The sequence below is a fragment of the Bacillus nitratireducens genome (genome assembly GCF_036320425.1).
GTDB classification, from domain to species: domain Bacteria; phylum Bacillota; class Bacilli; order Bacillales; family Bacillaceae_G; genus Bacillus_A; species Bacillus_A nitratireducens.
Genome location: NZ_JAUMJO010000010.1, coordinates 79,062 through 98,563, shown reverse-complemented (window position 1 = coordinate 98,563; position 19,502 = coordinate 79,062). Strand labels below are relative to the sequence as shown.

The following is a 19,502-nucleotide window of genomic DNA, read 5'->3' as shown; positions in this document are numbered from 1 at the left end:
TACACATTGATTGGCTAATTTAAAACAGTTTAGTATGGAAATGGATTTTTAGATGCTTTCTATGTATATGAATAATACCAAAATCGGCTTTTGGTTTTATAGCATATAATGACATACAATAATTACTTAAGCATCATATTTACGTAATACATACTTATTCTTGTTATATTTTGAAAAACCTTGCAACAGAATCCTTTTGATTTTTTACGTCTTTTTAAAATCGGTAATAGTAATATTTAAGTTATCTTATACATAAATGTGAAATGAAAATTGGACTCGCATTAATCATGCAAATGAACTTTTAAAAAACAGATTATTGAGAATGAAGGCCGAATGGAAGCATATTTTCAAGAATTTGAAAATCATGTATGTACTGAAATAAGTGTATAAAAGTTATTCTATTGTACAATTTTAAAATATATTCTGATTAGAGCCACGAACATATAAAAAGTTAGATTTAGTAATCTTACTAAACTGTAAGATTACAGTTTAAATAGTAAGACAAGAGTCATTCAATTAGCAAAAAAAGACGTCTATACTGAAGGTAATCATTTTTTATTAACAATTGTAGTATTTTAATCTTTGGTCATATAAAAAAACTACTGTTTTAATCTAAAATTAAACACAGCATTTAAGGAGGAAGAAAATGAAAAAGATAATAGTATTTCTAGCAGTAACAGGAATTTTTATAGGTATAGGATTTGCGGTAAATCGTTATATAGAGGGTCCCTCACAACCAGTAAACGGTATCTTGGTATCAGGAACGAAAGAAAATATATCTGATGTTAAAAATCTGTATAAAGATCAAAACGTACAAACAGCAGATTATAGTTATAAATTGGTCACAGAATTAATAAAAGAAGAACTCACTACCGAACAGAACGAAGAAATTAAGAAAGAATGGAAAGAAAAAGCAGGAAATATGACTGAAGAAGAGATGGATAAGGCACTTGATAAACCATTTGTTAGAAAGAAACAATATGCGGTAATTACAAAATCTACAGCTGAAAAATTCTTAAAAAAAGGAATTATAAGAACGCCCTTAGAAAAAGATAATTCTTCAATGACTTCAACCCCGGTAAAAGAAATAAAAGAATTAGCGAGTGAAAAAAACTTGTTTTATAGGAAAACAGCAGAAGATGAGGAAATAAAGGATGGGAATTTAAATTTAAATGGACAAATGATACCTGTTCAACATATTGAACAAAATAATTGGATTGGTTATTTTTCATCACCAATAGTAATTGTTAATGAGGAAACATATAAACAATTAAAAGAAAAAGAAGTAAGTCTTTCGTTAATTAAGTTTGCAAAAGAAAATTTTGATTATAAAAATAAAAACAAGGTAAAAAAGGTGGTTGAAAACATTACAAAAGTGTATGAAGTGAAAGACGAGAATGGTGACTACGATAAGGATAAAATCTATTTTGTAGAGATTCAAAATTAATCTGTGAAAAGGATGAGTTGTATGGAGGTTGTTAGATTAGAAAATGTAGTAAAAACATATGGAGAGGGAGAAACGCAAGTACAGGCGTTAAAAGGAATTAATCTTTCCATTCATAGGGGAGAATTCGTAACCATAGTTGGAGCGTCAGGTTCTGGTAAAAGTACGTTATTGCATATTTTAGGAGGGCTGGATCGTCCGAGTTCAGGAAATGTGTTTATAGGAGGTGAAAATATCTACAATTATAAAGATAATGAACTATCTATTTTTCGCCGAAGAAAAGTTGGCTTTATATTTCAGTTTTTTAATTTGATTCCTGTCTTGAATGTACAAGAAAATATTGCTTTGCCAGCTCTATTGGATGAGGAACAGGTAGATGATCTTTACCTGGATGAAATTATACGAACTCTAGGGTTAAATGAAAGACGAGATCATTTGCCATCTGAATTATCGGGTGGTCAACAACAAAGGGTATCTATTGGTAGATCTCTTATAAATAAACCTGATATTATCTTAGCGGATGAACCAACCGGAAATCTAGATACAAAAAATACAAAAGAAGTTCTGAATTTATTAAAAGTAACGGCTAAAAAATATAATCAGACGGTGATTTTAATTACCCATGACCCTGCTATCGCATCAAACTCTGATCGAATTATAACCATTGCAGATGGCATGATTATTTCAGATAAACAATTAGTGCAAAACCAAGCAAAATATGGAGGGGAGGAGTATTGATTCGTAGTTACAAACAGTTAAGTCAAAAATATCTCAGAAGTAATATAAAACGGACTCTGCTAACATTAGCAGGTATTATTTTAGCACTGGCGCTAATAACAACGATTGGACTGTTTTTTAATAGCGGATACACTTCGGGAATTGAAAATGCTAAAAAAGGTCCTATGGGTTCCGCAAATATATCAGTTGAAAATTATAATCAAAAACTTTTCAATATGATAAAAAGTAATCCGAATATATCTTCTTATGGCATCATCGCTCCAGGAGAGACACTCAATGTTGATGAGATAGCTGTCTCTTATATGTATGCAGATCAACAAGCATTAAAACTATTAAATTCTGGTATTTCTGTACAAGGTAAGCTACCTTCAAATGAAAACGAGGCTGTTTTGGAAAAATGGATGCTACCTTACTTTGGGCCCAATCTTAAAGTAGGCGGTATGTTTACTATTCATGAAAAAAAATATAAACTTGTTGGTTTGCTAAATAAGTCTAGTAGTACTCAGGAAAATAAAACAGGTCAATTATTGACATATAAAAATAAGTTTAAAGTTGGAGAAGGTAGCGTATTGATTGAATTCAATAAGTACGCAAATTTTGATGAAGTTGAAAATCAATTTAAATTATTGACGAATAAAGAAAATATAAAAGTAAATGACGAATTAAAGAAAGCCTTAAAGCCTAGTGTGGAGATCATGGTGGCAGCCTCTATTAGTATTGGGATTGTTGTGATTTCTACGATTGTTATTATTTACAATGCATTTCAAATTAGTATAGTAGAGCGAATGAAACAGTTTGGGTTATTGAGAAGTATAGGAGCTACCAAAAAACAAATTAGAAAAATTGTGATAAGAGAAGCAACATTTATTTCTATTATTGCTATCTTTTTTGGGATTTTGTGCAGTATATTAGTAGTCTTTTTACTTAATCAAGTATTGATAAACGTACTTAAAAACTCTATGGGATATACAATTAAATTAGATTGGTTCATTATATGTGTAAGTTCTTTAATTACATTGATAACAGTCTATATTTCAAGTTATTTTCCTGCTTTTTTTGCAGGTAGAATTTCACCGTTACTGGCCGTAAGTAGCCGATTAGCTATAAAAAAAGATAAAATAAAGAAAAAAAAGAGAACAAAGCTAAAGAAACCACTATCTTTTCCGTTAAGTATGGCATTAAAAAATATACAAAGGAACCCCAATAGATATACAGTTACAATTTTGTCTATTATTATAAGTAGTGTACTGTATATCACTTTTACGTTTCTCATAGATACTGTCATTCAGCGTAAACAACCGGAAATTCAAGCTCTAAAATCGGACATATCAGTTTCGGTTAATTCGAATTTAGACAGGCCTGGCATAGATCATATGAGTCGAAATCTTTATAAAATTAATAACGTAGAGAAGCTGTACAAGCAATATCAGGCACATGATTTTTATACGAAAGTACCAGAAAATAAGCAAATTAAAGAATTACAAGGAAATGAATCGCTGTATCAAAAAGTAAAATATAATAATCAAACTGTAGAAATTGTGAAAACACAAATAAAAGCATACGATGAGAATAGTTTAAAGAAACTAGCTGAAAATGTAACTAGTGGAAGGATTGATATTTCAAAATTAAATCGTGAAAAAGAGGTTATTTTAGTAAAACAAGCTGCATCAAATGATATGAATACAAGTAAAAAATATATAGGTTCGCTAAGCACTTTTCAGGTAGGGGATGAAATCCAAATAACAAGTCAGCAGGAAAGAAAATCTACAGAGGAAATCTCCTACAATGAAGAAAAACTAGAAACTTTAAAAATAGCTGCAATTGTAGAATTAGATATTTTTAATATGAGCAGAGTAATGGATACCATAACTTTTATTACTAGTGAACAAATAGCCGAATTTCTTACACCATCTCCACAAAAATTAACAGGTTTTGAAATTGATTTAGAGAATCAATCTCAGGCTGATGCTACAATTTTAGATATACAAAAGAAACTCGGTGGAGATGCATCTATCGATGTAAAAAATAATATTGTTCAAAGTAATTTCCATAAAGATAATATACTTTATATAAAAATATTAGGGTACGGATTTATAGCTGTTATTACACTGATTGGTTGTGTGAATATTTTAAATACCATAACAGTCAGCATCATTATGAGAAGAAAAGAACTAGCTGCTTTAAAATCGATTGGTATGTCGCAAAAGGATTTGAAAAAGATGATTACTTATGAAGGACTACTGTACGGTCTCTTTGGAAGTATACAAGGAATCTTTTTCGGCTGTATGCTTTCATATATTCTTTATGTAGCGCTTTCGAATATGGTGTCTTTTGAATGGATTATTCCTTATCAATCTATCTTTATCACATTTATAACTGCACTGTTGATTAGTTATGTAGCGGTACTAATACCACTTCGGAAAATTCAAAAGGATAATGTTATAGATGTAATTAGAGAAGAATAACGGTTCTGTTGCAATGTTAGAAAAAATATAGAGAGGTCTACAGATTGGAAATAGACTTTAAGCAATCGCTACTAATTGCTGTAGTTCTTTGTACACTGAAAAGACGGAGTCTGATTCAAGACTTCGTCTTTGTTTATATATGGTCTGAATTGTTTCAATCCCTTTTATGGTTCGTGAAGCATGACGAAGATTTTGCAATCCGGCTGATTTGGCAAAACGTCTCTTTAGATGCCTATGATCCTGTTCAAACAGGTTATTGAGATATTTAACGGTACAATGTTTTGTACGTACATAAAAGCCATTCTTCTTCAGTTTTTTGAACGCACAAAGAAAGGCCGGAGCTTTGTCTGTAGTGAGAACTGTTGGTTCTCCAAAATGTTTTACTCATCTTTTCATAAAGGCATAGGCAGCCTGATGATTCCGTTTTTTACGAAGTTGAATATCCAACATATTTCCATCCTTATCAATTGCACGATAGAGATAACGCCATTCTCCCTTAACTTTGATATACGTCTCATCCAAATGCCAAGATAAGCGTGCAGATTTATTTTTTACTTTCCAAATTTGATGGATGAGATTTCCATATTCATGAACCCATCGCATGATGGTTGTTGTATGAACTGATATACCACGTTCTTTCAGGATTTCAGATACATCGCGATAACTTAAAGAAAACGGCAGTAGTAGCCGACAGCTACTAAAATGATATCTCTCTTGAATTGTTTTCCTTTAAAGTACCTCATGTCTGATTCTCCTATATCCTGTTTTCTAGAGTGTAGCTTCATGTAGGAAACCTTGCAACAGAACCAAATGGATTTAAATTAATATAAATTGTTTGAAATAACCTATCTAATTTTTAGGAATGTCCTTAAAATATCATTTGTAAAATCAAACTCATTAAAGTTAAGGGCTACTTTATGCTTAATAAAGCCTGGGGTAGGCTTACTCCTAAAATCACCTAAACTTTGCCCAAAAGCATCTCCTCGATTAACTACAATTTTAGTAGGCAATTCTCTTATAGTAACCCTGTTTCGATTTAATAAGTACCAAATTGGAAAAACATCATGTAAGGGGCTCCCTGGAATTCCAGGCACGCTTTGTGAATAAAATTGATAATAAAAATTTAGTAATGGCTTAATAATTAAACCTATTGGATCTTTTGTCTTCTGATGGAAATGATCAATCTGTTCGACTTGTTGAGGTGTAATAAGAGCTCTTTGGGTGACATTCAAAGGGATAATTGTTAAATTTTTTGCATAAGTAATGATAATATTGGCTGCATAAGGATCACTATGAAAATTAGCTTCTGCAGATGCAGTAACATTCCCTGGATAAAAAAAAGCACCTCCCATCAATAAATATTCTTTAGCTTCTTGCATAAGTTTTAGCCCTAAAACAAACGTTGTAGCTAAGGAGGTAAGCCTTCCAACATTAACAATTGTTAGATCGTTTATGTGTTGCTCTACCAAATCTAGAACCATATGTAGAGGATAAATTTGATAATTTATTGAAGGGGTAATAATTGGTCCTAAACCTTCTGGACCGTGAACATCTGGATAATATTCTGCTGTAATCCCTGTTAAACTACAGGATGCTCCCTCAAAAACCGGTATATCCTTATTTCCAGATAAGTATTTTAGGTAATTTATATTTTTAAGAACTTTTTCTTTTGGTACATTTCCATAATCAGCTACAATTCCAACTACCTCAATTTCTTTAGTAAAAAAAGAATAAATGAGTGCTAATGCATCATCAATTCCAAAATCACCAAAAAGTAAAATTTTTTGTGTCATTCTTATTTCTCCTTCTTTCTTTATATTTTATTTGATATTTCGATACTCTTCTAAGCAAAATATACTTCATTAAAAATAATTTATTCTTTACAATCAATAAATATTAGTGGCGATGCTAGTGTATGATGCGTTCGTTTTTTTTCAATATTATACTGAAATTCATAATGATTTCTTTCATTTAATTAAAAAAATGTAAGTGAGTTCTAAACAATCTTTTTTGATAGAGGTTTTATTCAAAGCTAAAGGAATTAGTTTTGATTGAAGGGGAAATTTTAATCAATATTTTTTAAACTATGTCTCTTCTAGATTTTCTTAAGCAGAAGGTACGTTTTAACTTTAATAAACACAAATTAGATAACATTTCTTAGTAAAGAATATATTTTTTGTTTATTAGTTACTATAGCACCTTAATAGAGGGTGTTGTGAAAAAAGGAATATTAAGAGAGAGCGATAACGATCGTGATTTGAATAGTTCTAATCCTATTTACTCTTTACCAACCATTCCAAAAGGGAAAGTTATGATGTTTACCAGCAACAAAGATAAAGAGATAAAAGAAATTAAAATAAATGATAAAAATATTAAAGTACAATACGAAGATGATATCTCGCTAGGGCGTGTACGCATCCAACTTATGAAGAAGTAATTTTGATTGTAGACGCTACAACATTTAAGGACTTACCAGGAACAGAAACTTATATGGAAGTATTACATTTCAATAAGTCTTATGGAGAAAATAAAACGTTTGATCCAGATAATCCAAAAGAATTACAAACATGGTATGAATGGAAAAAGCTCACTAAAGATATGAAGGAAGAAGTAAGTGCATTCAATACAGTTTCAATCATAAAAAAGTAACATCTATCATGTAATGCTATAAAAAAACCAGGATTAATATTTAAATTTATCCTAGTTTTTATTTGTTTCTAAAAGTGCAATTTGTCTGGAATGATAAAGTTATCCCATGCCCATCAAGCTAAGACTTTAAAATACCCCCAAAACGAAAATTTTATCTCTCCACTGTTAGCTATGAGCATTTAATTTATTTATCATTTTTGGAACAACGAATTTCTTAAGTTGATTAGAATGTAACAGTACCCCTATTATGAGTAATATGTATGAAACATTTCAAAAAAATGTATAGAATAGAGAAGTCGGGAACTAATATCATTTTATTGTTGTCGGCCTACTTGGCCGCCTTGATCGGATCCGGAGAAATGGAAGCAATGAGGCTGGAACAGATCCGAAGCACCTGTATATGCCATGGTATAAAGAACGCCTCAATCAGGACAATATTATTAAAACTTTTTCTTATCTGCACTTTAATTTATCCACCTCCTGCGTCTCTTTTTGGTTCGAGAATGTGAGAAATAGGTAGACTGTAAAAATAAAATACTGTATTTTTAATTTTGACTGACTTGATTAATATAAGGAACGTTAATGATATGAACTCGAAGGGAGCGGGGGCAGCGTGGCACCATTAAATGAAGAACAGCTGATCCAGATTCGCGATGAGCGCAGGGAACAGATTTTGGCCGCTGCCTTAAGCGTATTTTCCAGACGCGGCGTTGCCGGAACCAAAATGAGTATGATCGTGAAGGAAGCAGGCATTAGCCATGGCCTAGTGTACCATTATTTCAAATCCAAGGAAGAGCTTTTCGTTACGCTTGTCAAACGTGCTATAAAGGGTGCGCAGGAAGCCCTGTCGCTCGTTACATCCCTTCAGGGAACCGCTTATGATAAAATCAGGAAATTGGTTGAAGAAATGATGGATGAGGAAGGAGCACCGTATTTCCAGCTGATTTATCAGGCAAGAATGTCCGATGGCGTGCCTGATAAAGCGAGAATATTGATCAACCAATACACTTTGGACGATTATGTTAGCATCCTTCGGCCTTTGTTTGAAGAGGGGCAAAGGGATGGGACGATTACACCGGGGGATCCGGGAGAATTGATTGCCGGCTTTCTGACGGTACTAACCGGAGTGATGATGGTGGGATTGGTGGATGAACGGCAGTTTCGCATCCCGGATATCGAGATGCTCATGAGGATGATCAGCAAATAAAGCACCTATCGCCTCATTGCAGGCGGCAGGTGCTTTATTTTTATGAAATGTACGGCTTCTTTTATTGCGGAATGATCTTTTCCAGTATTTCTTCAAGCGGCCGATAATGCTGCTCCAGTAGCTCGGCGAGGATTTTTTTTCCTTCGTCCGATGCTTCCAGCACCGCTCTGATCATTTGCGGATTGAACAGCTCACCAAGCGGAACAGACAATGTGTTTACTCCCCAATACATGCTGTAAAGCTGGAAGTTGCGATTCATCGTGCCCTCTTTAAGCAGCATATCCATCACCTTCCGGCAAAAATCTACCCCTTCAAGCGGTTCTGACCCGGCTTCATATTCAACGCCCTTCCACTGTAAATCCGCCGCACAGTTCAGCCACCAGGCAGGCGTAATGGCTTCACGCTGCATTCGTTTAAGTACCCGCTTTTCAAACTGCGGCTTCGGATCACTAAGCTGCTCTAGCAAAGAGGATTGCAGTATTTCCGCTTCGATTGCCGCAACCGTCATCCCTTGACCGAAAATCGGATTATAGATGCAGTAAGCATCACCAATGACGAGCAGGCCAGCAGGCCAATGGTGAACCTGTTCATAATGGCGGCGGTATAATTCCGCTACACGAAAGCCCCGCGGGTTGCCGACAGGCTCCAAACCCTTTACGATTTCCGCGATTAGGGAAGACGGCAGCCCGACCACCGTTTGTTCGAACGCCTCCGCATCTGTAGGAGGAAATTCCCCTCCGGGACGGTACAGAAGCAGTTCGGCGACTTGATTCTCAATGAAGGAGAAGACGCCTGTAAAGGTGTTGTTCTCCGGCTGGCCCATAATGTTGACGACATCCCACTCTTCGGCTAGATGTCGCATTGCAGGCGGCAATGTATAGTGGCGAGTGCTGTACCCGATTGCCGTCTTCATCAGATCAGGCTTCGGCACTTCGTACCCCAGGCTCTCCAGCCACTCTGTCAGCCGGGAGGTTCGTCCGCTGGCATCGACGATCAGGTCGGCCATCCGAACACTTTCTTCTCCGGCTATTTTCCGCTCCCGGATCCGTACTCCGGTAATGGCTGAACAGTCTGGAGCTGCAATGAGTTCAAGTACGTCATGCCCTTGAAGAAACCTCACATTCGGACTCGCGCTCACGCGTCCGCGGATGACCCATTCAAGCACGGCGCGGCTAAATTTATAATCATTGCGCATATAAGGTCCGCTGACGATCCCATACGGATTCATAATATGCGCTGTCTTATTGAGCGAGGAAGGCGAGCCAAGCGCGGCCAACTCCTCTTCGTAGCCGGGAAACAGATTTTCCGTAATCATTTTGCCGCGATTTGTGAATCGATGCGGATGGAAACCTTGAGGTACGCCAGCCCGGTCAGCCGGATGTTCCGGATATTTATCTTTATCAATAACAAGCACTTCTCCATAAACATCTGCCAATACGCGAGCAGTCATCAAACCTGCCATACTACCTCCGATAACGATTGCTTTTCCCATTCTAAGATTGTATCCCATTAGCTAACTCTCCTTTTTTTATGATTGATTAAATCAGTCAATGCAAGAATAATACATTTTATATTTATGTCTGACAGACAAGAATTGTGATTTAGTCAGATGCGAAAAAGACCATTACTTGCAGCAAAATTTTCTTTGGTACTTTCGACGGACATATGTCTAAAATCCAGCCTTTTGTGAACATGTCTGCGACCGCCGGCACCGCGATCGGGGTGCAATTTTGAGCAACCTAAGAAAAACAAAAATCGGCGTCCTTCGCACGCGATGCGAACAGAGGCCGATTTTTAGTTTTCAGTACAATTAGGGGTAGAGGTACATCGCTATCAAGCTAAGATAAATTTGTATCATGGTAAATATAGAAAAATGATGTATATAGAAAGGTGATGGGGTTATGTTTATAGTTCTATTAAAGTATGTGAAACCATTAAGTGTAGTCGAAGATTTTCTGGAAGAACATGCAGATTTCTTAGATAAACATTACAAAGGAGGCAACTTCATTTTCTCCGGAAGACGTGATCCTAGAATTGGTGGAGTTATTTTAGTTAATTCGGATGATGAGGTTACTGTTCAAAAAATATTAAAAGAAGCCCCTTTTTATAAAAATCAAGTTGCTGAATATGAATTAATTAAATTTACGCCAACTAAATATGCAGATAAGTTCTCACCATTTGTTAATAGCTAATTTAGATTAGAGAATAAGACAGCCTAAAAAATGATTAAACTTTTTAGAATAATAATTTTATATATATATTCAAAACCTACTCTTCTATTTGTTCATTTATTAAGAGGATTAGTATTAATTTGATTAAACTTTATTTCGAACCAACAGTAATAGTTGTTGTGGGGAAAACAGGGAAATGTAATGTAATAAAATAAAAAAATATTGATGACTGTCTAAAAGAGCGAGTTGTATGAATGTTAAAATAGACGAAAAAACAATTACAACAGATCGGCTATATTTGAGAAAAATAAGTTTAGAAGATATTAATGATATTTATAATATCGTAAAAAAAGATACCGTCGGTAAATGGCTTGCAGCATCTAGAGGAATGACAAAAGAAGAAGCAAAAATGTATGTTGAAAAGTTCATAGACCATTGGAATCAATATGGCTTTGGTGTATGGGCAGTTTTAAATAAATGTACAGGGGAAATTATAGGGCATTGTGGCTTAAGATATGTAGATCAAAAAGAAGAGGAAGTTGAAATTATGTATCTTTTAGATCCAGAATTTTGGGGAAGAGGTTATGCAACAGAAGCTGCAAAAGCATCTATACAGTATGCTACTAACTCGATGGAAATTAAAAAACTAATTGCGAGAATTAAAATTACAAATGATAAATCAAAAAAGGTATTAGAGGCCTTAGGATTCCAATTTACTTATGATAAAGATTACCAAGGAAAACAACTATCACATTATGAAATAAAATTGCCATCATAAACAATTTTTAAGAACAGTATTCATGTAAATGTAATTAAATTCTCATATTCAATATTTATTTATGTATAAAAAAGTTAGTATTTTACTAGCTTTTTTAACTTCTTATAAGAAAGCTTATGATGATTAATCAGATCGCTTGCTTAACAATAGCGAGCCTTTTTACGTATGTAAACCTTGGTTAGTAAGTTTATGTTAGCTTCTGTTTTCGAATCTTATGTCATCAACGTTTATAATAAAATGTAGAAAAGTAAAAATTTCGTTTAGGGGGTACCTCAAGACCTTAGCTTGATAGCGATGGGGTAGCACCACATCACCATCAAGCTAACAGAACAGGCTGCTCCCAAAACGATAAAAATGAACTTTATTGCTATAAAAGACTCTAATTTTTCGTTTTGGGGCAAATATTATATTAAATGATGTTGAAAATAATAGATATGTCTGAATCACTAGTTTCAAAAAAGCCTTCACGCAATGATGATTGCATGAAGGCTTTTGATGTTTTCTTATTTTTTTGTCTCATTGACCCATGTAATAATGTCCTGGATGACGTACTCGGGAACATTTGCAGGGATTTCGTACTCACTTGGAAGACTCAATTCCCCGTCACCCTCCGTGAAGAAATGATTCAATTTCGGATATTCTTTGAACTGAACATTCCCGCGGTTTGAAAGTCCTTCCTGCCATTTTGTATAATCATCTTTTACTGTTACTTGATAATCGCGTGCCCCTTGCAGAATCAGTAAAGGCTCTTTTCGTGATTTTGCCTCCTCAACTGGACGCCACCTAGTAACATCATACATAAAATGAGGAGACGGAAACGGAAAATTGTAGCCAGCTGGCGGATGGTCAGGATTGAAAGTAGAATCCAGGATAAAAGCGAACTGTCTTTTTAGTTCATCGATTACTTCCTTTGGCGCCCCAAGGTATTGACTCACATCAATGGCAGTGTCAGTCAAAGGGCGTGCAGGTGGTGCGAGTAAGATACTTCCTCGAACAAGTGAGGAAGGCGCTTTGCTCAGTATACGCGGCATTGTGCCTGCTCCTTGGCTATGTCCGAGAATGAAAATATTATTTGGATCAATGCCTTCCTGCTGCGCTGCTGATTTTGCTGCATATATGGCATCATCTGTAGTATCACGGTCTAACGTAACAGGTTCTGCACTCATCTTTAATGCATGTTCTAAGGTACGTTTTTCATAGCGTAACACTGCAATTCCGTTGGATGAAAGGCCCACCGCAAGGTCTCGTAAGATTTTTGTTCCCAAATAGGTAGCATCGCGATCATGGATGCCAGCACCATGAACAAGAACAACGACGGGTACCTTTTCACCAGGCTTATGTTTCGGAACTGTTAATGTGGCTGGTAACGGATAAGTAGAATTTCCAATGATGATTTCACGTTCTTGATAGGAAGCAGGTTGGTCATATCTAGGATGCGGAATGTAAGATTCCTGGGGCGGCCTTTCCCCAATTTCATCTACTTTCCCGCCAGGTGTAAATTTAATGAGTAGCGGTATGGTAGTTCCTTCAATAGCTCCTGGAATTTCCACCGTCTGATGGACCAAGTTTCGTTCTTTTATTACAGGTGTTCCCATGATTTTTATCCCACTTTGTGTCCACCAATTTTGTAATGTGTTTGCTGTAAACTTGGATTGAAAAGCAGCCGACGTCAACTGGAGTGCCTCTGCATACTTACCTTGCTGGAGATATTCAAAAAATAATGATGTACGCTCCGTTAAAGAGATTTGTTTCTTTTCTGCAGATTTCTCCTCACGTGTATTTGCGTGAATAGCTGTTGTAAGCGGGAAAGATGAAACACCTAAAGAAAAGAGTAGGGTAAAAGTAAGTACTGATTTTTGTATTTTCTTTTTTTTATTCATGTTTAACCTCCAATATGTGATGGTAAAAATAGGTATGGTAATTAGGGTTCTGGTGCAAAAACTTCAAAATATTTGCAAGTAATCTCCAAAACTTTGACATACTGATATTATTACTCTAAAAAACCGTAGATTTCTCCTTTTTCCACATGCATATTAACCCCAGAAACAACCTTTCTTCCTTCACTTTATATTTTAATTATAAGAAACAAAGCTCTCGTTTTTCTTACTTGATACTTACAAATTCCTTAAGTGTTAAAAATCTTAGCTTGATGGATATGGGGTAGCACTTCAACACTATCAAGCAAATATTTTAGAGTATCCCCAAAACGAAAATTGTATCTCTTCATAGTTGTTCATGAAAATTCAGTTCATTTTTTTCATTTAGGGGAACAATTAATCTCTTAAGTTGATGGGCATGTGGTGCTACCCCATTGCTATCAAGCTAAGAAAATCAATTACCCCAAAATGAGATTTTTCTATTCTTATTTGTCTACTTTACTTATATAATGGTTTAGATTAATGAATAGTTTTTATTCAGAAAAAGCAACTGTACCTACTGTTAAAATAAAGAGGCAAAAACTTAATAAACTGTAGCGTTCATGTAATCTTTAGGAGTGTAATGTTTGCTCTGATTCAAATTATGAGATAGTTTGTTTTAACTGTTTTACATTATCTAAAAAAGAACTTGTAGGGATTCCTACAAGTTCTATTTGTTCTTCGGATTGACGAATAGTAAGTGTTATTGGGGATACCGCTAACATTTCAAGAGTCGTCATATATTCTTATGACAAAATGCTGTAGAAAGCTTAAGAATTCTTAAGAACTTTTGCCCCTTTTTCTTAAGGTTTGGACTCTAGAGTTTAATTATGAGTTCAAACCTGTGGGATGATTAGGTATGAAAACAATTCGCTTTCTTATTTCTGTATATAATGCACTAAAAATCAATTGGTGCAGCCATTCCAAGTTCAAAGTTTCTTGGAGACAAAATAATTGAAGAAATTGATTTGAAGAAAGTAAATTACATTGTCAAATATGGACTGAGTACAGGTGTACTCACAGAAAAATTAATTAAAAGAAGAAATCTCAAGACAATTATTTTATTACTGGAAAATAATAAGGAATTTTATTTTTTTACTAGAAGCAAAATTTAAAGAAAAAGGGAACTTATTAATTGTATATGAATCAGTAGTAAATACTGAACAATATATTAGGGAGAACGATATTACGTATATACATTATGTTATTTCTTGTCTTCCGTTTGCAAGTTTACAATAAAGAGAAGATAAAAATGTCTCACCCGCTTATGTCTTTAGCTGTTTAATACAAGAAAAAATATGGAGGAATCATATGGAGTCAAAAATTCTTATTGTCGATGATGATAAAGAGATTAGAAATCTTATCTCTGTTTATTTGGAAAATGAAGGTCTGAAAAATCAAAAGGCCGAAGATGCTATGGAAGCTTTACAACTGTTAGAAGAAAAGGAGTTTGATTTGATTATTTTAGATATTATGATGCCTAATATGGATGGTATTGAAGCGTGTATGAAGATTAGGGAAGACCGCAATATACCTATCATCATGTTATCTGCAAAATCTGAGGATATAGACAAAATTCAGGGTCTATCCTCTGGTGCAGACGATTATTTATCAAAACCGTTTAACCCATTGGAATTAATCGCTAGGGTAAAATCCCAATTAAGAAGGTTTAAAAAATACAATACGTCAATAGATCATAATAAAAACATCCTAGAAATTGGTGATTTAACCGTGAATACAGATACACGTCAAGTATGGGTAAGGGGAAAGGAAACAAGGCTAACTCCAAAAGAGTTTGATATCCTCGAACTACTTGCCCGTAACAAAGGGATTGTCCTGAGTGTAGCAAAAATATATGAATCAGTTTGGAAAGAGGTTTTTTATAAATCAGATAATACCGTCATGGTGCATATTACAAAAATAAGAGACAAAATTGAAGAGGATTCTAAACATCCTATTTATATTAAAACTGTTTGGGGAATTGGATATAAAATATGAAGAATGTTAGTTTTAGAAATAAAATCATTATAAAACTTCTTGGCGCTGTTGCAGTTAGTTTTTTTATTTCATTTGGTTTAACAATCCTCATTTTGTTATACGTCATAGATCCATTATTTGTAAAACACGAAGAATTTGGTATGCTTGAATCCAATTTGGCGTTGTTTTTCTTATTCGCGTTCGCAATCTTTACCTTTATCATACTTTTTTTGATATTGGTTCGAAAGAAAATAGTATATTTGAAGCTCATTTCGGATAATGTAAATGATATTGCCAATGGAAAATTGGGTTTGACAATTGGGATTAAGGGGAAGGACGAATTGACCCAACTTGCTCAAAATATCAACTATATGTCCAAGGAATTGGAAAATACATTTGAACAAGAAAGACGATTAGAACGTACAAAAAATGAACTTATAACGAACGTATCTCATGATTTACGCACACCGTTAACATCTATTATTGGCTATATAGATTTATTAAAAAGAGGGCAATACAACAGTAACACACAATTACAGGAATACCTTGAAACCACGTATTCAAAGTCACAGAGACTGAAATATTTAATTAGTGAGCTGTTTGAATATACCTGTTTATCAGGCATTGATGCTAATTTAAACTTAAATGAAGTCGATTTATCAGGTTTGTTGGAGCAAATAGTTGGAGAATACATTCCTATATTTGAAAAGGAACGCTTAATCGTTCAAAAATCAATTACACAAGAAACAATACCTATCTTCATAGATGTAGAAAAAATGGTACGTGTTTATGAAAATCTGTTTATGAATGCGATAAAGTACAGCATGAAACCATCTGAATTATCCGTATGTCTTGAATTAATGGATAACAAAGCAATTTTGAAAGTGTCAAATAAAGTCGAGAAACCGCCTGTTAGCGATCCAAATAAATTATTTGAAAGGTTTTTCAGGGGGGATAAGGCAAGAAAAGATGACCAGGGAAATGGTTTGGGGCTTGCTATCTCAAAAAGAATTGTTGAACTTCATCATGGTAATATATATGCAGAATATAAAGAAGGTTGGATATCCTTTATTGTTGAACATCCAATCAAATAGATTGGCTTATGGAATTACACGTTCCATAAGCTTTTTTTATAAACCTTAAGAATTCTTAAGGTTTTTTCAGGCTGTTTCCTAATTTTTATAGTTTATCATGTATGTATTCAAAGCGATGAGGTGAGTGGAGAAATTAAAATGAAATTTTCTTTACAGCTTTCAATTGGATATATCGTGACAGCCTTATGGAAAAGGTAGATGCAACATGACTATTTTGTTAGTAGCAAATATGAATAGCAACTTATTTTAAAGAAATGAAAAAACAAACGTAGGAGGATATATATGACGAAACCAGTTGTAGACGTAAAAAACGTCCAAAAAGTGTACGGTAAAAAAGGTGAGAACCAATCACACGCGTTAAAAGGTGTTTCATTCTCAATTCAAGGAGGTGAGTTTGTCGGAATTATGGGACCATCTGGTTCTGGTAAAACGACATTATTAAATGTAATTTCAACGTTAGATAAAGCAACGGGCGGCGTTGTTGAAATTGCAGGAACAGATATTACGAAAATGAAACAAGGTGAGCTTTCTGATTTCCGTTCACAAAAGTTAGGATTCATTTTCCAAGACTTTAACTTATTGGAGAACTTATCTATTTACGAAAACATCGCTCTTCCACTTTCCCTTCAAGGTGTTTCATCACGAAATATTGGACAGAAAATAGAAAAAGTAGCTGATATGTTAGGCATTTCAGCAATACTTCAAAAGTATCCTTCTGAAGTATCTGGTGGACAAAAGCAACGTTCCGCCGCAGCACGTGCGTTAGTTCATGAACCAGCAATTATTTTAGGAGACGAGCCGACTGGAGCTCTAGATTCTAAAAATGCAACGAGTTTACTGGATGCCATGACAAACTTAAATACAGAACAAGGTGTGTCTATAATGATGGTTACGCACGATCCGTATAGTGCTAGTTACTGTCAACGTATTTTATTCATTCAAGATGGTGAGCTCTATAAAGAAATTCATCGTGGTGGTACCCGTGAAAAGTTTTATAAAGAAATTTTAGACGTGCTGGCAGACTTAGGCACTCAAAAAGGATAAGGAAGGACGCTCAAGTATGTTATTTAAAATTTCCATGTCAGGACTAAAAAGTAAGTTGCAAGACTATATTGTCTTACTTTTGGGTCTTATTATATCTATTTCAATTTTCTATATGTTCCAAACGCTAGCGCAAAATAAAGCATTTCTTGAATCTAATTCAAATGTAGCTGCTATTGTATTTGCATTTCAAATTGGTTCGGTTTTACTAGCAATCATAACGTTCTTCTATATTTTATATGCAAATTCTTTCTTATTATCCCTTCGCCAAAAAGAGTTTGGGATGTATATGATGTTAGGAGCAAAAAAGCATAAAGTTACACTACTTATGTTTATTGAAACAATCGTATTAGGCGCAGCGTCTCTTGTAATTGGAATTACAATTGGTGTGGGACTTGCAGACGGTATCGGTCAGTTATTGATGAAACAGTTGGAGTTTTCTGGTGAGGGGTATCAAGCACTTTATATTCCATCTATGACTGTTACTTGCATCTTCTTTTTTGTCTTATTTGTACTATCAGCCATCATGAATGGTATGAAATTGTCACGTATTACTGTTTTGCAACTTGTACATGCAGATGAACAAACAGAACGTGTCGCGGTAAAAGGGAAAATGACAGCTGTAGTTGCATTCCTGGGTTTACTTTTACTAGGTATTGGTTATACATCACTGATCTATATATCACAGCTACAAGGAGAAAATATAATAAGCATTCCTAAATTCATGGCTATTGGATTAATCGCAGCTACAGTTGGTACGTACATGCTATTTGGATCCCTTCTCCCCGTTATGATGAAAAAGGTACAGAGTAATAAAAAACGTAGGGAAAAAGGGCTGAATGCTTTTACTTTTGCGCAATTAAACTTCCGTATGAACAGTCTAACAAACGTGCTGGCAACGGTAGCAATCTTAGTAGCTCTTGGAGCTGGTGGAATTGCTTGTGGTATGGCATTTAAAAACAATGTTCTAAAACAGACTGATAAAGGAACCATTTATGATTCGGTAGTTCATAATCCAACAGTGGAAGAAAAGAAATTGTTAGACGGTATTTCATTTAAAGAGCAACTTGAATATCGCTACAAGGTGGATGATACGTATGTGTATTATATAAAAGAAGAGTTAGAGAATAATCGTCCTTTAGTAAAAGATAGAAAAAATGAGAAGACAATGAAAGTTTCAGAAAAAATCCCCATGAATGCATTTGCATTATCAAGACAATGGGGTAAAGATGATGGAAATCCAAAACAATGGAGCGATGCTTTCCAAACAATTCAACCAAAGTATATGTATCCGAATCATGAAGTGAAAATTGTCAATCAAAACATATACGATAGTATGAAAGGTACAGAAAATAAAGTATTTATTGGTAAAGCGGATAATTTCGGAACATACGTAAAAGAATGGAAAAAACTTGATGAATTACATGTAGTTAAATATAAAAATGTGAAAGCAGAAGAACTGGGTAGTAAGTATCAAACATATAAGTCGAACCAAAGTCTTTCTAGCGGACTCATGTTTATGGGCTTCTTCGTTGGAATTGCGTTCTTAGCAATGATGGCAAGTTGTCTGATGTTTAAAGTTCTGTCTGGTGCATCAAAAGATTGTACACGTTATCAAATGCTTTGTAAAATCGGTGTTCGCCGAGAGTTATTAACACAATCGATTTATAAAGAGTTATTCTTTGTATTCTTAGTCCCAGCAATTGTGGGTATTGTTCACGTATTAGTTGGTATGAACATGTTCGGTCCGCTTTTGATTGATCCGTATTTCCGAATTTGGTTGCCACTTGTCATTTTCGTAGTAATTTATTTAATTTACTACTTGATTACAGTTCAATTGTATAAAAGAATTGTACTTCCGAAAGAAAAATAGTTTTACAAAACATTCAAAATGTTAAACTCAAAAAAACCAGTGATATCCTACACATGTACTAGTATCACTGGTTTTTTATATGGAAATTTGATGGTTAACTTGACAAATTATAAAAAATTACAAGCTCAGTTTTACATTTTCCCAACGAT

15 protein-coding genes and 1 pseudogene are annotated in these 19,502 nt (G+C 34.5%); 12 read left to right on the top strand and 4 right to left on the bottom strand.

All coding sequences use genetic code 11. The features are described 5' to 3' along the window. Positions 1 to 646: 646 nt before the first annotated feature. Genes Q3V31_RS26780 through Q3V31_RS26770 form a run of 3 tightly spaced genes read left to right on the top strand, consistent with a single transcriptional unit; the run spans position 647 to position 4,647 of the window. Positions 647 to 1,447, top strand: coding sequence for a lipoprotein BA_5634 family protein (locus Q3V31_RS26780; RefSeq protein ID WP_329767524.1), 801 nt, complete (start codon positions 647 to 649; stop codon positions 1,445 to 1,447). 21 nt (positions 1,448 to 1,468) lie between these two features. Then, positions 1,469 to 2,182, top strand: coding sequence for an ABC transporter ATP-binding protein (locus Q3V31_RS26775; RefSeq protein ID WP_088010283.1), 714 nt, complete (start codon positions 1,469 to 1,471; stop codon positions 2,180 to 2,182). Then, positions 2,179 to 4,647, top strand: a complete 2,469-nt coding sequence (locus Q3V31_RS26770; protein WP_097872371.1) for an ABC transporter permease — start codon at positions 2,179 to 2,181, stop codon at positions 4,645 to 4,647. The genes Q3V31_RS26775 and Q3V31_RS26770 overlap by 4 nt, the downstream gene beginning before the upstream one ends. A 57-nt stretch (positions 4,648 to 4,704) precedes the next feature. Here the strand turns inward: Q3V31_RS26770 and Q3V31_RS26765 are convergent. Both Q3V31_RS26765 and Q3V31_RS26760 read right to left on the bottom strand, forming a co-directional pair. Further along, positions 4,705 to 5,390, bottom strand: a pseudogene (locus tag Q3V31_RS26765) (IS6 family transposase). A 102-nt stretch (positions 5,391 to 5,492) separates the two neighbouring features. Further along, positions 5,493 to 6,440, bottom strand: a complete 948-nt coding sequence (locus Q3V31_RS26760; protein ID WP_097872370.1) for a nucleoside hydrolase — start codon at positions 6,438 to 6,440, stop codon at positions 5,493 to 5,495. A gap of 422 nt (positions 6,441 to 6,862) precedes the next feature. Here Q3V31_RS26760 and Q3V31_RS26755 point away from each other — a divergent pair, with 422 nt between their 5' ends. From Q3V31_RS26755 to Q3V31_RS26745, 3 genes are all read left to right on the top strand, one after another. After that, the gene (locus tag Q3V31_RS26755) at positions 6,863 to 7,084 is read left to right on the top strand and encodes a lipoprotein BA_5634 family protein (RefSeq protein WP_097872369.1); all 222 of its coding nucleotides are present in this window, start codon (positions 6,863 to 6,865) and stop codon (positions 7,082 to 7,084) included. A 2-nt stretch (positions 7,085 to 7,086) separates the two neighbouring features. Next, positions 7,087 to 7,296, top strand: a complete 210-nt coding sequence (locus Q3V31_RS26750) for a hypothetical protein (RefSeq protein ID WP_097872368.1) — start codon at positions 7,087 to 7,089, stop codon at positions 7,294 to 7,296. A gap of 613 nt (positions 7,297 to 7,909) precedes the next feature. After that, positions 7,910 to 8,503: a TetR/AcrR family transcriptional regulator gene (locus Q3V31_RS26745; protein WP_097872367.1), complete on the top strand. Its 594-nt coding sequence runs from the start codon at positions 7,910 to 7,912 to the stop codon at positions 8,501 to 8,503. Between the two features lie 61 nt (positions 8,504 to 8,564). On the opposite strand, the gene Q3V31_RS26740 is transcribed toward Q3V31_RS26745, so the two are convergent. After that, complete coding sequence (locus tag Q3V31_RS26740; protein ID WP_240514152.1) at positions 8,565 to 9,965, bottom strand: NAD(P)/FAD-dependent oxidoreductase; 1,401 nt, start codon at positions 9,963 to 9,965, stop codon at positions 8,565 to 8,567. Positions 9,966 to 10,404: 439 nt separating this feature from the next. Here Q3V31_RS26740 and Q3V31_RS26735 point away from each other — a divergent pair, with 439 nt between their 5' ends. Both Q3V31_RS26735 and Q3V31_RS26730 read left to right on the top strand, forming a co-directional pair. Then, the gene (locus Q3V31_RS26735; RefSeq protein WP_097872365.1) at positions 10,405 to 10,695 is read left to right on the top strand and encodes a YciI family protein; all 291 of its coding nucleotides are present in this window, start codon (positions 10,405 to 10,407) and stop codon (positions 10,693 to 10,695) included. A 229-nt stretch (positions 10,696 to 10,924) separates the two neighbouring features. Next, entirely contained in the window at positions 10,925 to 11,452 is a 528-nt protein-coding gene (locus Q3V31_RS26730; RefSeq protein WP_097872364.1) for a GNAT family N-acetyltransferase, read from the top strand. Positions 11,453 to 11,955: 503 nt separating this feature from the next. On the opposite strand, the gene Q3V31_RS26725 is transcribed toward Q3V31_RS26730, so the two are convergent. Beyond that, a complete protein-coding gene (locus Q3V31_RS26725; protein WP_097872363.1) occupies positions 11,956 to 13,332 on the bottom strand; it encodes an alpha/beta hydrolase in 1,377 nt (458 codons plus the stop codon). A 1,347-nt stretch (positions 13,333 to 14,679) separates the two neighbouring features. Here Q3V31_RS26725 and Q3V31_RS26720 point away from each other — a divergent pair. From Q3V31_RS26720 to Q3V31_RS26705, 4 genes are all read left to right on the top strand, one after another. Beyond that, entirely contained in the window at positions 14,680 to 15,366 is a 687-nt protein-coding gene (locus tag Q3V31_RS26720) for a response regulator transcription factor (RefSeq protein WP_097872362.1), read from the top strand. Continuing rightward, entirely contained in the window at positions 15,363 to 16,439 is a 1,077-nt protein-coding gene (locus Q3V31_RS26715; RefSeq protein WP_097872361.1) for a HAMP domain-containing sensor histidine kinase, read from the top strand. Before Q3V31_RS26720 ends, Q3V31_RS26715 begins: the two co-directional genes overlap by 4 nt. Positions 16,440 to 16,721: 282 nt before the next feature. Continuing rightward, positions 16,722 to 17,483, top strand: a complete 762-nt coding sequence (locus Q3V31_RS26710) for an ABC transporter ATP-binding protein (protein ID WP_097872360.1) — start codon at positions 16,722 to 16,724, stop codon at positions 17,481 to 17,483. A gap of 16 nt (positions 17,484 to 17,499) precedes the next feature. Continuing rightward, positions 17,500 to 19,353 carry an FtsX-like permease family protein gene (locus Q3V31_RS26705; RefSeq protein ID WP_097872359.1) on the top strand — a complete coding sequence of 618 codons (1,854 nt, stop codon included), beginning with the start codon at positions 17,500 to 17,502 and terminating at the stop codon, positions 19,351 to 19,353. Positions 19,354 to 19,502 lie beyond the last annotated feature (149 nt).